Here is a 13550-nt window from a genome sequence, read left to right on the forward strand (position 1 = left end):
GTGACCTGCGCTTTGTCGGCCGCGCCGTACCCGGTCACCGCCGCCTTCACTTCGTTCGGCGTGTACATCGCGACAGGAATACCGCGGGCCTGCGCCAGGTACACGACGACCCCGCTGATCTGGGCGACGCCCATCCCACTTGGCAGGTTCCGCCGCGCGAACACGCGCTGGATCGCAATGGCGTCGGGGCGACCGCCGTCAAACAACCGCTCAAGTGAGGTTCCGAGCTGGTGCAGGCGCTGCGGCAGCTCCCCGCCGGCCGGGCTCGTGAGTACCTCGACGTGTTCGAAGGTGAGCTTTCGGGATCCCTCTGAGCTCACCACACCGACGCCAAGACGTGTCAGCCCGGGGTCTATTCCGATTACACGCATGTCGGCTCCCTCCGGCTCCCAGAGTCTGACGTGTGGAGACGCGAAGGGCCCGGGGTTGCCCGGGCCCAAACGCAACTACTTACTCGTCGTTTGCGAGTTCCGCCTGGACCTCGTCGGAGAGGTCGAAGTTCGCGTAGACGTTTTGCACGTCATCGCTGTCCTCGAGAGCGTCGATGATGCGGAATACCTTGCGCGCGGTGTCTGCGTCGATGTCGACCTTGAGGTTCGGCACGAACTCGGCCTCGGCCGAGTCGTAGTCGATCCCGGCGTCGACGAGCGCGCCACGGGCCGCTGCGAGCTCGGAGGCGTCAGTGATGACCTCGAAGGCCTCGCCGTTCGGGGTCGCGTTGACCTCTTCGGCTCCGGCTTCGAGTACGGCCATGAGCACGTCATCCTCGGTCGTGCCCTCTGCGGGAACGGTGATGACGCCCTTGCGCTCAAAGTTGTACGCAACGCTGCCGGGGTCGGCCAAGGTTGCTCCGTTGCGGCTGAGCGCCGTGCGCACCTCAGCTGCCGCGCGGTTCTTGTTGTCCGTGAGGCACTCGACCATGAGGGCTACGCCGTTCGGGCCGTAGGCCTCGTACATGGTGCTGAAGTACTCGATCGACTCGCCGGTGAGGCCAGCGCCGCGCTTGATTGCGCGATCGATGTTGTCCCCGGGTACCGAGTTCTTCTTGGCCTTGTGTACGGCCTCCGACAGTGCCGGGTTGCCAGCCATGTCGGGCCCGCCGATGCGAGCGGCGACCTCGATCACCTTGATGTACTTTGCAAACGCCTTCGCGCGACGCGAGTCGAGAATTGCCTTCTTGTGCTTAGTGGTTGCCCACTTGGAGTGTCCGGCCACGGGTGCTCCTTCTTCCTACGAGATGTCTCTACGATCCTATTGTTTTGGGCGGCTGCGGGTGCGCAGCGCGTTCACGCAACGTCGGGTGGATCAGCCCACGCGGCGGCAATGAGGTCGCGGACCTCGCCGAGCAGCTGCGGCATCGCCTTCGTCTGCGCGATGATGGGAAAGAAGTTCGAGTCTGACGCCCAGCGCGGCACGATGTGCTGGTGCAGGTGCGCAGCGACGCCCGCCCCGGCGATCTCACCCTGGTTCATGCCGAGGTTGAAGCCGGCGCAGTTCAGCGCTGTGCGCGCTGCCCGCATGCCAGCCTGCGTGAGGGCGCCGATCTCGGCGACTTCCTCGGGCGTTGCGTCTTCGTAGCTGGCGACGTGCCGATACGGGCAGACGAGCATGTGCCCGCTGTTGTACGGGAACAGGTTGAGCAGCACGAAGGCGGTCTTGCCGCGGTGCACGATGAGCGACGATTCGTCGTCGTGCTCGGGCGCCGCGCAAAACGGGCAGTCGGTGTGGTCAGCCTGCTTGTGATCGGCAACGTACGCCATGCGGTGCGGCACCCAGAGGCGCTGCAGCTGGCTGGGCACCCCTACGGTGCCCAGCTCTCCTGGCGCCTCTGCGCGCTCGTCTCCGACGGTTACCATCGGACTACTCCGACCACGCCGTCGACACCTGCTCGTGGCTCTGGATCGCCGCCGTGATGCGCGCGATCGCCTCGTCGACGGGCACCCCATTGAGCTGGGTGCCGTCGCGGAAGCGGAAGCTGACTGCGCCCGCGGCGCGATCCTCTTCGCCTGCGATGAGTTGGAACGGCACCTTCAGTTTCGTGTGGGTGCGAATCTTCTTCGGCATGCGGTCGTCTGAGTGGTCGACGCGGGCGCGCACGCCCTCGGCACGGAGCCTGCTGATGATCTCGTCGAGATAGTCACCGTACTCGGCGGCGACCGGGATCCCGACGACCTGCTCGGGGGCGAGCCACACTGGGAATGCGCCGGCGTAGTGCTCGAGGAGGATCGCGAAGAACCGTTCGATCGAGCCGAGCAGGGCGCGGTGGATCATGATCGGCTGCTTGCGCGTACCGTCTGCCGCCGCGTACTCGAGTTCGAAGAGCTCTGGCTGGTTGAAGTCGAGCTGCACGGTCGACAGCTGCCACGTGCGGCCGATGGCGTCGCGCGCCTGCACGGAGATCTTCGGGCCGTAGAAGGCGGCTCCGCCCGGATCGGCGACGAGCTCAAGGCCCGACTCTTCGCCGACCTCGCGCAGCGTCTGCTCTGCGTCTGCCCACTGCTGCTCGGTGCCGACCGACTTCTCGGGATCGCGCGTCGAAAGCTCAAGGTAGAAGTCGTCGAGGCCGTACGCGCGCAGCGTCGCAAACACGAACTCGAGCTGCTTCTTCAGCTCGTCCTTCACCTGCTCGTCGGTGACGTAGATGTGCGCGTCGTCCTGCGTGAGGCCGCGCACGCGGGTGAGGCCCGAGAGCGTGCCCGACTTCTCGTAGCGGTACACCGTGCCGAACTCGGCAAGGCGCAGCGGCAGCTCGCGGTAGCTGCGGGCGCGCGAACGGAAGATGAGGTTATGGAACGGGCAGTTCATGGGCTTCAGGTAGTAATCCTGGCCCTGCTTCGTGACGTTGCCCTCGGCGTCCGTGACCTCGTCGAGGTGCATCGCCGGGAACATGCCTTCCTTGTACCAGTTGAGGTGCTGACTGGTCTCGAAGAGTGTGCCCTTGGTGATGTGCGGGCTGTTCACGACCTCGTAATCGTTCTTCAGCAGCTCGCGACGCATGAAGTCTTCGATCTCGTGGCGGATGATGCCGCCCTTCGGGTGGAAGACCGCGAGGCCCGATCCGATCTCGTCGGGGAACGAGAACAGGTCGAGCTCGACGCCAAGCTTGCGGTGGTCGCGCTTCGCCGCCTCCTCGAGGCGGGTCTGGTACGCGCGCAGCTCGTCCTTGGTGGGCCAGGCGGTGCCGTAGACGCGCTGCAGCATCGGGTTCGCCTCGCTGCCGCGCCAGTACGCGCCGCTCGAGCGCATGAGCGCCCAGCCGTTGCCGATCATCTTCGTGTTCGGCAGGTGCGGGCCGCGGCACAGGTCGCTCCACATCACCTCGCCCGTCTTCGGGTCGACGTTGTCGTAGACGGTGAGCTCGGCACCCCCGACCTCGACGTTCTCATTGTCGGAGCCTGCGTCAGCCCCGCCCTTGAGCCCGATGAGCTCGAGCTTGTACGGCTCGTTCGCGAGCTCTGCGGTTGCGTCGTCGTCGCTCACGACCCGGCGCACGAAACGCTGGCCCTGCTTGACGATCTTCTGCATCTCTTTTTCGAGCGCCTTGAGATCTTCGGGGGTGAACGGCTCGCTCGTGTCGAAGTCGTAGTAGAAGCCGTCGGTGATGGGCGGTCCGATGCCGAGCTTCGTCTCGGGGTTCACGCGCTGCACGGCCTGCGCGAGTACGTGCGCGGCTGAGTGGCGGAGAATGCTCAGCCCATCTTCGGAGTCGATGGTGACCGGCTCCACTGTGTCTGTGTCAGTGACCTCCCACGCGAGATCGCGGAGTTCGCCGTTGACGCGCATAGCGACAACGGAACGGTCAGTGAACAGTGAAAAGCCGTCGGCCACTGCGGTTCCCTTCGGAGACAATATAAAGACTCCGCAATTCTATCGGGTCGCAGTGGCCGGCGGCTCACTGAACAGGATTCTCAGCCGTTATGCGCCTGCGCCGCCCGACTTCAGCTGCGCGAGACGCGCGTCGACCTCGCTGAGCGCGCCAAGATCGTCGAGCTCATTGAACTGTGCGTCGAGCGTCGACGCTGCAAGCTCTGCCTGGCCGCGCACCATCGCCTCCTGGCGCTTCACCTTCTCCTCGAAGCGGCCGAGCTCGCTCGTTGGGTCGAGCACGTCGAGGTTCTTCACCGCGTCCTGCACCTGCGACTGCGCATCGGCGACCTTGCCGCGCGAGACGAGCTCGTCGCGCTTCGCCTGCAACTGCACGAGCTTCTCGCGCATCACCTGGAGACCGGTCTTGAGCTGGTCGACTACCTGCTGCTGAGCAGTGACGCTCGGCTCGGTCGCGGAGACCTCCTTTTCAAAGGAGATCTGCTTCGAGAGTGCGACGCGTGCAAGGTTGTCGAACTTGTCGGCACCAGCGGCGTCACCCGACGTGCGAAGCTTCTCAGCCTGCGCCGAGGCCGCAGCGGCCTTCGAGCCCCACTCGGTGACTGCCTTGCGATCCTCTTCGAGATCAGCTTCCATGAGACGCAGGTTGCCGATGGTCTGGGCGACCGAGCTCTCCGCGTCGGCGATGCTGTTCTTGAAATCGCGCTCCATCTGGTTGAGCATCTTCTCTGGATCCTCGGCGGAGTCCAGGAGCGCGTTGATGTTTGCCTTGGCGAGCTGCGTAATACGGCCAAGGATGGATTGCTTTGCCATGTTGGCTTCCTTTCCTTTTGTTCCACCGAATCAGCTCGGAGGAGGTGTTCCCGCTGCCCCGGACGGGGAGCGAAGTCTGTGATGCCCTACGGGTATTGCAAGGGAGTTCGCGAGCTAAAAACGGCCGCCTCCCCCGCGGCGTCCGCCACCGCCGCCACCGATGGATCCGCCGCCGCCCCAGCCGCCGGTGAAACCGCCGTTCGAGCCGCTCCAGCCACCGCTGGATTGTCCGCCTCCCCCGCCGCCGAGCAACCCGCCAAGGATCCCGCCGAGCACGGCTCCACCGAAGCTCCCGTTCGATCCGCCACCGTAGCCGCCGCCGTGACCGCCGCCACCGCCCCAGCCAGAAACGTCATTCACGGCGAGCTGGTACGCGGCGCGCGCATACTGGGTGGCCTGCTGCGCGGCTTGGTAGGACTGCATGGGATCCAGCTGCGCATAGTGCTCAGCCAGCTGCAGTTGCCGCTTTGCTTCAGCGAGGCGCGTGCGAGCTGGGGTGCCGACAGCGCCGCGCCTGGTCTCGATGAACTGCTCGGCCGCGAGTACCTCGCTGCGCGCAGGCACGAGTGCCTCATCACGCGCAGCGACCGCACGGCGGAGCCGCTCGGAGTTCTCGCGGGCGGATCCAATCGCGGTATCGATCTGCACGTTGGCTGCAGCCGCTGCCGTGAGCGCGGAGACTGGGTCCCCCTGGGCGCCCTGCGTCAGCACAGCATTCACCTGGTCGGCAGCACGCTGGAGGGCTTCGCGGTCGGCTGCACTTGCCGACCCGAAGAGTTGCGCGACAACTTCGAGGTCCCCGCGCAGGTCTGCCGCCGCCGCTTCAAACTGCTGGACGCTCTCCGCGAGCTCGCCAGCAAGCACTTCGGGAGACTGCGCCAGTGTGCGAGCTTGGTCGAGTGCGGCCTCGCCCGCGCGAAGCGAAACCGCGGCTGCTGACTTCTCTCCCGCGGCGAGCTCTTGCGCCGCGGAATCGACGCATTCGGCAACGAAGGTGAGCCGAGCCTCCGCCTCCTCGAGGTTGGCTTGCATCTGAGCGACGATCGCTGGAGCGTAGGTGGCAGCCAGTCCTGTCGCGCTCAGACGCGCGGCTTCGAGTTCCTGCTGCACCTGCGGCAGGAGCGAGCGAAGCTGTTCGAGCACCTCGGGCCCACGGTGCTCGACTTCGCGCAGCTGTGAGAACGACTCGGTGTGCTCGTCGAGGGAATTCTTCGCCCCTGAGCACCGCTGAATGATTTCAGCAAGCCAGGCACGGCGATCCGCGTCGGTGTCAGGGACGTTGTCGTCGAGTTTCTGTCGCAGTGCGAACGCTGCAGCAAGTTGGTCGCGTGCATCGCTGATGGCTGCCGCAAAGGGTTGAGCAGCTGCCGCACCAAACTGGGCCTCGGCAAAGCCGAGCTCCTGCTCGCTACTGCGGAGGTCGTCGTCAACGCGAACGAGGAGGGCACTCGCTTGGGCCTCGAGCTCCTCGATAGTCGGCTCTGAGTCGGCGGCTGCTTCCTCGCGATCCTTTTTGCGCTTCCGAGATATCGCTACGCCGGCGGCGACTCCCCCGACCACAACGATGCCCCCCACCACAGCAACCGCAATCCCAGTGCCGTTGGTGCTCGGGTTGAGTACGGTCTGATCGATTCCCGTCAGCGTGGCCCGACGAGCCCCTTCCAGTCGCTGCTCTTCAGCGCAGGCAGCACGTGGTCGCTCACGAGCTTGCCGTACTCTGCGTCGGTCATGAGCGCCTCGGGCGCGTTCAGATCGTACAAGCGGTCTTCCACCGCGACGCTCAGGAGAATGCCGTCATCGCCGAGGAAGTTCTTCTGCGCCGTTGCTGCGCCCCACTCCACGGGGTCCGCCGGCGCACTGAACGTGTCGACGTAGACGACGAAGAGTTGCACACCGTGTTCAGCGGCGAACTCGCGTACGTCGTCTTCAAGCGCTGCGACGTCGGAACCAATAACAGAGTCACTGGTTCCGTCAAGCACATACTGGCCGGCAAAGGCGGGCGGTGGCGTCGCAATTGCGGCGGCGGGCGCGATCCACGCCAACGCGGCGACTGCTGCACTCACAAGAATCGTTCCGACCCGCTTCATTCACGATCCCCTGTCTGCAAGGCCGCGCGGCAAGCCGCGCGTCTGAGTTAGCCACAGTTTATGAGGCGGTGCCGACCAAAGCCAGTGGTTTCCATGTGTTCCGTATGAAATCAGGCATTGCGTGGCGCTGCCAGCAGTGCAACGTCGCTCGTTCGACCGATCATATGGACTCTGCGGAACATAGGCCGCTGCGGAGGGATCCGGCACTATCTACGGGAAATCTCAGATCTCACGTGTCGGCAGTGGGCTTCGAGAGCGTCCCGCTGCGGGAAGCACTCGGCCGAATGCAAAAAACCCCCGGTTTCCCGGGGGTTTTGTCTGTGCGCGATACTGGGATCGAACCAGTGACCTCTTCCGTGTCAGGGAAGCGCGCTACCGCTGCGCCAATCGCGCCTACTAGTGAGGCTATTCAGTTTTGGTTTCGAGGTGGCGACGGGATTCGAACCCGTGTATACGGCTTTGCAGGCCGCTGCCTCGCCTCTCGGCCACGCCACCGTATTATGTTTGCCACCAAAAGCGGCCGAGATTACTCTCGGCCACTAGAGCGGATGACGAGATTCGAACTCGCGACCCCAACCTTGGCAAGGTTGTGCGCTACCAGCTGCGCCACATCCGCATTTTCGCCGCCGTGTTGGCGACGTGTATAACTTTATACAGGCCGACGCCCAGGCGCAAATTCGGCCCCTACAGCCGGGCGCGTCGCCGCATCGTTACCGCTTGGAAACGTTGTATCCAGGCGGTTTTTCGGGCTTCGAAGATACGATGACCTGTATGGCAGGAACCATTGGGAAGCGCATCGGTCAAGGTGTAGCGATCGCGCTGACGCTCGCAGTGGCCGCCGGTGGGATCATCGCTTACTCGTACCGCGAAGATATTCGAGACCATTTCCTCGCGTCGTCGTTTGCGCCCTCAGCCCGAGTGCAGCAGGTTCAGGAAGAGATCGAGCTCAACCCGAGCGGCGACCGGATCTTCCTCGCGTCGCAACCGACAATTGGTGGCCGTGAGGAATTCAATCGCTGGTGCGCGGGGGTAGACCACACAGAGGAGGGTCACGTCCTCGGCTGCTTCGCTGATCGGCGCATTCGCCTCTTCGAGGTCACCGACGAGCGACTGAACGGTGTTGTCGAGACCACCGCTGCCCACGAGCTGCTTCACGCAGCGTGGGTTCGCCTCAGCCAAGACGAGCGAGCATCGCTCTCACGCACACTCATCGCCGAGTATGACGAACTCGCTGCGCAGGACGAGTCCTTCAAGCAGCGAATGAGCGTCTACGAGAGCCTGCCCCGCTCGGCTTTCGCGAATGAGCTGCATTCGGTGTTCGGCACCGAAGTGCGCGAGCTCTCCCCCGTGCTCAGCGAACACTACGCGCGATGGTTCGTGGATCGGTCAGCCATCGTCGACCTCTACGAGGGGTACCATGGCGTCTTCGTCGAACTCAAACAGGAGGCTGACCGCCTGAGCGCGGAGCTTGAGGCGCTCCGCGCAGACATCGAAACCCGGAGCGCGAACTACGACGTCGCAGTGCAGCAGTTCAATACCGACGCTGCGGACTTCAAACAGCGCAACGAGCGGTACGAGTTCTCCGGAAAGAAGGACCTGTTCGACTCGATACGGGCACAGCTTCTCGACCGGCAGGCAGGCCTCGATCTCGTGCGCCAGGAAATCCAGGCGGACACGGATCGCTTCAATGAGATCCGCGCACACCTTCTGGAGCTCAACGACGTCAGCCTCGAGCTCAACGACGTGCTCGACAGCACACTCTCTGAGCCCACAGCCCCAGTGGAGACTGCGTAGTCGACGACTCCCGATCGCCTGTGGCGGCTCGCCATGGGCGGATCGATGTGCGTTCGAACCTGACACTGTGTATGCTTATCGAGTCGCCGCAGCACTTGCGGATCGGGCGTTTGGCGCAGTTGGTAGCGCGCTTCCTTCACACGGAAGAGGTCGTCAGTTCGAGTCTGGCATCGCCCACAAGTAAAACCCCCGGATATCCGGGGGTTTTCTGGTTTGCGATGGCAAGCACTCAAGCAGGCTTCCGGTCCAGTGCCGGTGCGGAACGCTCTCGGGCAGGTCGGCCCAACGGTACAGACCTGACCCTGGACAATCGCGACCACAGCTGCATATGCTTTCCACATGGAAAGTAAAGATCGTTTGGCCAACGCTTCTGAGCAGCTCGACGAACTCGCTCGAATGCAAGGAGGCGTCCGGCGACGCAGCCCTGCGCGCGGGTACTGGCTACTCACGCTGTGGTCGGCGGTCTTCATGGCTGCGTATTTCGGTGCCTTTCTGTTGCTGCACGGCGGGTTCACGCCGGCGGAAGCTGGCTCGCGGGCTGGTGGCTACACGGGCGCGTGGGCGTTCATCGCTCCGGTGCTGCTCTTCAGTTCGCTTGCGAGCGGGGCACGTGAGCGATTCAGCATCCAGGCCAAGCCCTCCCGCGTCCAACGCCTGGGCTATCTCTGCATGATGCTGGGCTTCGTCGTTCTGATTGGGCTGAGCTTTGCAGACATCAGCTATCCCAGCTGGCTCAACGCTGCACTCCCGCTCGTGATGCTCCTCATCCTCGCGACAGGACCTGTCCGCAACCTTCTGGCAACACCTCGGGACCCCGCTGAGGTTTGGGGCAATGCACCGCTCCCGAAAGAAGTCAGGATCATGACTGCGGGCGTCGGGCTCGTCATCGGCGTATTGCTTGCCACTGCGAGCGCTCCTCTGGCGGCCTCGATTACGGGTTTCGTGGTCTTCCTCTGCCTGTCGTTCGTCCTGCTCGCGCGAAACTCACGGTTCGGCCTCCCGCGAGTCGGCTTCGAATGGGGTTCCATCCAGTGGGCCGCATTTGGGGTGTGCGCCGCGATCGCCTTTCTGAGCATCACCCTCGGCGACATCGCGTCGTGGTTCTCACCGGGATTCAGCGTGGCCGCGGGCGCGACGGTCCTCGTCATCATGTGTGGGGTAGCAGTCTTTCCGCGTGGCCGCTCAGACTGGGATGCGTGATGGCTCATCCTCGCCACGAATTGGATTCGGCGTTTCAGACACCGCTGCGGTTTTCACTGATGGCAGCGCTGGGTGGCAGTGCTGTCATCGACTTTGGCACACTCAGAGACCTTCTTGAGTCCGAAGATTCGCCGCTGAGTAAGTCGATTGCGCACCTTGAAGCGTCAGGCTACGTTAAGGCAACCAAGGGGTACGTTGGCAAACGTCCACGCACGTGGGTCGAAGCAACACCGAGGGGCGAGCGGGCTTTCGCGCGTCACCTTGCTGCGCTCCGCGCGATTGCGGCCGGGGAGGTTGCTGGCTGACGCAGGTGGCTCGGTCATTCGCATGCGAGCCCATCGCCATCACCGTCACCCCGGTGCCCGGTGCCGTGCGCAAACCACTCGTACGCCGCTGCTTCTTCAGCGACAGTGACATTGAACGGGCCGGCAGGGTGCCCGACCGTATTGCGCTTCAGTGCGGCGCAGGAAGGATACTGTCGCCACCAATCCCCCGAGGAGCTATGCGCGATCTCGGGCAGATCGTCGCTACCCGCATGTGGTCGCACTGATCCGCCATCGCTATTGCATCGGGTGCTGACCACGGAACCTGTCTCATCGAGCGTCGCGAGTTGCGCTGCGTGGTAGGCGGCTTCGCGGGGGTGCGCAGGGTAGCCGTCGGTGGAATCGTAGCGGGCGACCGCGTGCCCCGCCTCGAGCTGCGCGAGTCCAAGGTCAGTGGTGTCGTCCGTGTGGACGTATCGGAGGAGCCGCTGATAGCGGTCGGTGTCCCGCTGCCCTGGCGGCAGCGTGAGCGTGACGCTATCGCCCGCCGCGAGGAGCGAGCGAACAGCGGCGCTCGCGTCCGCATACCCGCATTCGCCGCGCTCCGGAGTGTCGATGCCGATGAGCCGCACGGTCCCGAGGTCGGTGCGGATCGTGTCACCGTCCACCACCGAACGAAACACGGTCTGCTCCCCCACGGCAGGTTCGGGGCTGGGTTGCTGCGTCTCCGAGCTGGGCGGATCCGTGGCCCCTGGGATCACCGCGGCGCCGTCGACAGACTCGTCTGAACCGAGCACTGCGGACCACAGCGCCCAGAGGCCTACACACGCAATGAGCAGCGCCAACCATCCCTTACCGCGGCGATGCATTCCGCGAGCAGATCTCCCCATACGCACATCATATGGACCAGGCGGCCCGGCCCTGCACTGACGAGCGACTACGCTTGACGACATGCCGCAGCTCTCAACATCCCAAGTGATCATTGTTGGTGCGGGAGTACTTGGCGCCTCGATTGCCTATCACCTTGCGGCATCGGGTCGGGCGGTGACCATCGTCGAACGCGGCACCGTCGCCTCGGGAGCAACGAGCGCCTCGTTCGGCTGGGTCGGGCTCGCCAAAAGCGCTGCGCACGCGTACCAGGATCCGTTACGTGCGGAAGCTGCGGAGCACTTTGCCAGGCTTCGCCGCGACCTCTCGCACGAGATCAGCGTGGTCGGCGATGGCGCGATCTCGTGGGAGAACTCCCCTGCCGAGACGCGTGCCTTCGTCGAGGAACACCGATCGATTGGTCACGACCTCGAACTTGTCACCAGGGCTGAAGCGTTGGAGCGTGAACCCATGCTGTGCGATGCCCCCGAAGTGGTGGCGCTCGCCCGAGGTGATGTCGCTGTCAACGCTGCGGATCTCACGCGGGGCCTGCTGCGTGCCGCTGCCTCGCACGGCGCACGCCTGCTCCAATCCACGGAGGTCACCACGCTCATTCGGGACGAACGGCGCGTGACCGGGGTGCGAACCGCCGCGGGCGACATCGCCGGTTCGACCGTGGTGCTCGCCGCAGGAACTGCAACCGCAGCACTCGCTGCGCCGCTTGATGTCGCAATTGAGGTCGAGGCCTCGCCAAGCTGCTTGCTCACGTTCACCGCCCCGGGCCCGATACTGCGTGGCATTCTCTCCACGCCTGAGTTTGAGATTCGTCAGCCTGCCCCGCACCTACTGCTCGGCGCCGAGGATGTGCCGATCGGCTTTGCTGGCTCGCCGCGCGACCTGGCTGCTGAGACACTCGCCGCGATCGGCTCCGGCCTGCGTGGAGGAGATCGCGTTGCACTCCTCGACGCACGGATTGGCCGTCGACCGGTGCCTCACGGCGGGGCACCACTGGTTGGCTTCGCGGAGCGGATCGACGGCCTGTACCTTGCAGTCGCGCATCCGGGGGTCATCTTGGCTGGGGCAATTGGTGCACGCGTCGCGGGAGAACTCGCCTAGCTGACTCATCCGTGTCGGCACGGCCTGTCCCGAGCGGAGCACCGCTTTGTAGACTGGAGAAACATCCGTCCAGCGGACCGTCCGCCGAGCAAAGGAGTGTCGCATGCTCACCCTCGCCGATCTCGAAGCGGCGCAGCACCGCACCGCCGGATACGTGCGCCGCACTCCCCTGGTTCCGGCAGACCCGGCGCGCGGCGCGGACGTATGGTTCAAAGCCGAATACATGCAGCGGTGCGGTGTCTTCAAGACACGCGGCGCGTTTAACCGTCAACTCCGAGCGCAAGAACTCGGCGAGCTCGACCCCGAGGTGGGCATTGTCGCGGCATCAGGCGGCAATGCTGGGCTCGCGAACGCGTATGCGGCTTCCGTGCTGGGTGTGCCAGCCACCGTGTTCGTGCCCGAGAACGCGCCGGCGGTCAAAGTGAATCTGCTCCGTGGCTACGGGGCCACGGTCGTGCAGCAGGGCACCGAATATGCGGAGGCATACGAAGCTGCCCAGCAGCATGTCGCTGACAGCGGGGCGCTGTTCTGTCACGCATACGACCAGCAGGAGATTGTCGCGGGCGCCGGCGTCATTGGTCTCGAGATCATCGAAGATCTGCCGGACGTCGACACCATCATCGTCGCCGTCGGCGGTGGCGGACTGTATGCGGGCATCGCCGCGGCCGCCCGCGCGCACGGCGTCAGCGTCGTGGCGGTTGAGCCGCGAACGATTCCGACGCTCCGCTCTGCGCTGGAAGCGGGCCGACCGGTCGACATCGCCGTTTCCGGCATTGCACAGGACTCCCTCGGCGCTCGCCGCATCGGCGCGCAGGGCTGGGAGGCCGCGGAGGCGACCGCACCGGTGAGCGTACTCGTCGAGGACGAGGACATCGCCCATGCGCGACGGGCGCTGTGGCAGGAGTACCGCATACCTGCGGAGATGGGGGCGGCTGCGGCCTATGCGGCGTTGGCCTCCGGCGCATACGCCCCGGATGCGGGCGAGCGAGTCGCCGTCATCCTATGCGGGGCGAACACCGACCCGGCGACGCTGGATCGTCTCCCGGCTACGGTGCTCCGGTAACCAGACAGCGGCCTCGTGCTCCCCGCGAGGGAGAGCACGAGGCCGCTGCCGTTCGATCGGTTGCCCGAACTGAGAGGTGGTACTACTTCTCGTTGCCGAAGGAATCGTCGAGCTTCTGCTTGATCTCGTCGACCTTGTCAGCGTGCGAGCCGCCAGTGATCTTGTTGGCGACGTCCGCAAGCGAACCGAGCACCTTGTCGCTGAGCTCCTCAGCCTTGTCGCTGCTGAGTGCTTCCTTGACCTTGTCAGCGTTCTCAGCCATGAATTCCTTGGCCTTGCCGGCGCTGTCAGTGACGAAATCCTTCGCCTTGCCAGCGGCTTCGGACGCCTGCTTACCCAAATCTTCGTTCGCCATATGCTCTTCCTTCCCCAAGAAGCACTGAGCAGTTCAGCGCTTTGATTGAATTATGCCTCTAGATTCATAGCAACTTCAAGCTTTTGGTTGCCTCTGGGCCTGCCCGAAGCCATTACCCTGTGCTCTGATAGCGTTAACCGTGTTCAGCTGCGTCGCTGCTCTCACTC

At 64.5% G+C, this 13550-nt stretch carries 14 protein-coding genes and 4 tRNA genes; 6 read left to right on the top strand and 12 right to left on the bottom strand.

All coding sequences use genetic code 11. The features are described from left to right. The 10 genes from AUL38_RS07520 to AUL38_RS07565 form a co-directional block, all read right to left on the bottom strand. The coding region (locus tag AUL38_RS07520) for a crossover junction endodeoxyribonuclease RuvC (RefSeq protein WP_201023710.1) at positions 1–371 on the bottom strand (371 nt) is incomplete at its 3' end. 79 nt (positions 372–450) lie between these two features. Beyond that, complete coding sequence (locus AUL38_RS07525; RefSeq protein ID WP_059060707.1) at positions 451–1215, bottom strand: YebC/PmpR family DNA-binding transcriptional regulator; 765 nt, start codon at positions 1213–1215, stop codon at positions 451–453. Positions 1216–1286: 71 nt separating this feature from the next. Then, entirely contained in the window at positions 1287–1856 is a 570-nt protein-coding gene (locus tag AUL38_RS07530) for an HIT domain-containing protein (protein WP_059060709.1), read from the bottom strand. A gap of 4 nt (positions 1857–1860) precedes the next feature. Continuing rightward, positions 1861–3828, bottom strand: coding sequence for a threonine--tRNA ligase (gene thrS / locus AUL38_RS07535; protein ID WP_059060711.1), 1968 nt, complete (start codon positions 3826–3828; stop codon positions 1861–1863). An 87-nt stretch (positions 3829–3915) separates the two neighbouring features. After that, positions 3916–4638, bottom strand: coding sequence for a PspA/IM30 family protein (locus tag AUL38_RS07540; RefSeq protein WP_059060712.1), 723 nt, complete (start codon positions 4636–4638; stop codon positions 3916–3918). A gap of 114 nt (positions 4639–4752) precedes the next feature. After that, complete coding sequence (locus AUL38_RS17365; RefSeq protein ID WP_161937419.1) at positions 4753–6216, bottom strand: TPM domain-containing protein; 1464 nt, start codon at positions 6214–6216, stop codon at positions 4753–4755. A 59-nt stretch (positions 6217–6275) separates the two neighbouring features. Then, a complete protein-coding gene (locus tag AUL38_RS07550) occupies positions 6276–6725 on the bottom strand; it encodes a YgcG family protein (protein WP_059060716.1) in 450 nt (149 codons plus the stop codon). A 321-nt stretch (positions 6726–7046) separates the two neighbouring features. Beyond that, positions 7047–7118, bottom strand: a tRNA-Val gene (locus AUL38_RS07555). A gap of 31 nt (positions 7119–7149) precedes the next feature. After that, positions 7150–7220: transfer RNA gene (locus AUL38_RS07560), tRNA-Cys, on the bottom strand. A gap of 48 nt (positions 7221–7268) precedes the next feature. Then, positions 7269–7341, bottom strand: a tRNA-Gly gene (locus tag AUL38_RS07565). A gap of 155 nt (positions 7342–7496) precedes the next feature. Between AUL38_RS07565 and AUL38_RS07570 the strand changes: the two genes are divergently transcribed. From AUL38_RS07570 to AUL38_RS07585, 4 genes are all read left to right on the top strand, one after another. Continuing rightward, on the top strand, positions 7497–8519 hold the full coding sequence (locus AUL38_RS07570; RefSeq protein WP_235590648.1) for a hypothetical protein: 1023 nt from the start codon (positions 7497–7499) through the stop codon (positions 8517–8519). 104 nt (positions 8520–8623) lie between these two features. Beyond that, a tRNA-Val gene (locus AUL38_RS07575) sits at positions 8624–8696 on the top strand. Positions 8697–8858: 162 nt separating this feature from the next. Further along, complete coding sequence (locus tag AUL38_RS07580; RefSeq protein ID WP_153006512.1) at positions 8859–9719, top strand: hypothetical protein; 861 nt, start codon at positions 8859–8861, stop codon at positions 9717–9719. Continuing rightward, the gene (locus tag AUL38_RS07585; RefSeq protein WP_059060722.1) at positions 9719–10024 is read left to right on the top strand and encodes a transcriptional regulator; all 306 of its coding nucleotides are present in this window, start codon (positions 9719–9721) and stop codon (positions 10022–10024) included. The genes AUL38_RS07580 and AUL38_RS07585 overlap by 1 nt, the downstream gene beginning before the upstream one ends. Before the next feature lie 14 nt (positions 10025–10038). Here AUL38_RS07585 and AUL38_RS07590 read toward each other — a convergent pair whose 3' ends face one another. Beyond that, positions 10039–10872: a thermonuclease family protein gene (locus AUL38_RS07590; protein WP_153006513.1), complete on the bottom strand. Its 834-nt coding sequence runs from the start codon at positions 10870–10872 to the stop codon at positions 10039–10041. A gap of 61 nt (positions 10873–10933) precedes the next feature. Here AUL38_RS07590 and AUL38_RS07595 point away from each other — a divergent pair, with 61 nt between their 5' ends. After that, positions 10934–11965: an FAD-binding oxidoreductase gene (locus tag AUL38_RS07595; RefSeq protein WP_059060727.1), complete on the top strand. Its 1032-nt coding sequence runs from the start codon at positions 10934–10936 to the stop codon at positions 11963–11965. A gap of 103 nt (positions 11966–12068) precedes the next feature. After that, the gene (locus AUL38_RS07600; RefSeq protein ID WP_059060728.1) at positions 12069–13028 is read left to right on the top strand and encodes a threonine/serine dehydratase; all 960 of its coding nucleotides are present in this window, start codon (positions 12069–12071) and stop codon (positions 13026–13028) included. Positions 13029–13110: 82 nt separating this feature from the next. Here AUL38_RS07600 and AUL38_RS07605 read toward each other — a convergent pair whose 3' ends face one another. Further along, a complete protein-coding gene (locus tag AUL38_RS07605) occupies positions 13111–13383 on the bottom strand; it encodes an Rv0909 family putative TA system antitoxin (protein ID WP_059060730.1) in 273 nt (90 codons plus the stop codon). Between the last annotated feature and the right edge of the window lie 167 nt (positions 13384–13550).

Origin of the sequence: Leucobacter sp. G161 (assembly GCF_001482305.1) — a bacterium.
Classification (GTDB): domain Bacteria; phylum Actinomycetota; class Actinomycetes; order Actinomycetales; family Microbacteriaceae; genus Leucobacter.

What these genes read in the sequence shown, in the direction of transcription:
- AUL38_RS07590 (WP_153006513.1), bottom strand. Translation starts at nt 10,872, where the DNA reads ATGGGGAGATCTGCTCGCGGAATGCATCGCCGCGGTAAGGGATGGTTG.
- AUL38_RS07550 (WP_059060716.1), bottom strand. Translation starts at nt 6,725, where the DNA reads ATGAAGCGGGTCGGAACGATTCTTGTGAGTGCAGCAGTCGCCGCGTTG.
- AUL38_RS07530 (WP_059060709.1), bottom strand. Translation starts at nt 1,856, where the DNA reads ATGGTAACCGTCGGAGACGAGCGCGCAGAGGCGCCAGGAGAGCTGGGC.
- AUL38_RS07595 (WP_059060727.1), top strand. Translation starts at nt 10,934, where the DNA reads ATGCCGCAGCTCTCAACATCCCAAGTGATCATTGTTGGTGCGGGAGTA.
- AUL38_RS07540 (WP_059060712.1), bottom strand. Translation starts at nt 4,638, where the DNA reads ATGGCAAAGCAATCCATCCTTGGCCGTATTACGCAGCTCGCCAAGGCA.
- AUL38_RS07580 (WP_153006512.1), top strand. Translation starts at nt 8,859, where the DNA reads ATGGAAAGTAAAGATCGTTTGGCCAACGCTTCTGAGCAGCTCGACGAA.
- AUL38_RS07585 (WP_059060722.1), top strand. Translation starts at nt 9,719, where the DNA reads ATGGCTCATCCTCGCCACGAATTGGATTCGGCGTTTCAGACACCGCTG.
- AUL38_RS07570 (WP_235590648.1), top strand. Translation starts at nt 7,497, where the DNA reads ATGGCAGGAACCATTGGGAAGCGCATCGGTCAAGGTGTAGCGATCGCG.
- AUL38_RS07605 (WP_059060730.1), bottom strand. Translation starts at nt 13,383, where the DNA reads ATGGCGAACGAAGATTTGGGTAAGCAGGCGTCCGAAGCCGCTGGCAAG.
- AUL38_RS07600 (WP_059060728.1), top strand. Translation starts at nt 12,069, where the DNA reads ATGCTCACCCTCGCCGATCTCGAAGCGGCGCAGCACCGCACCGCCGGA.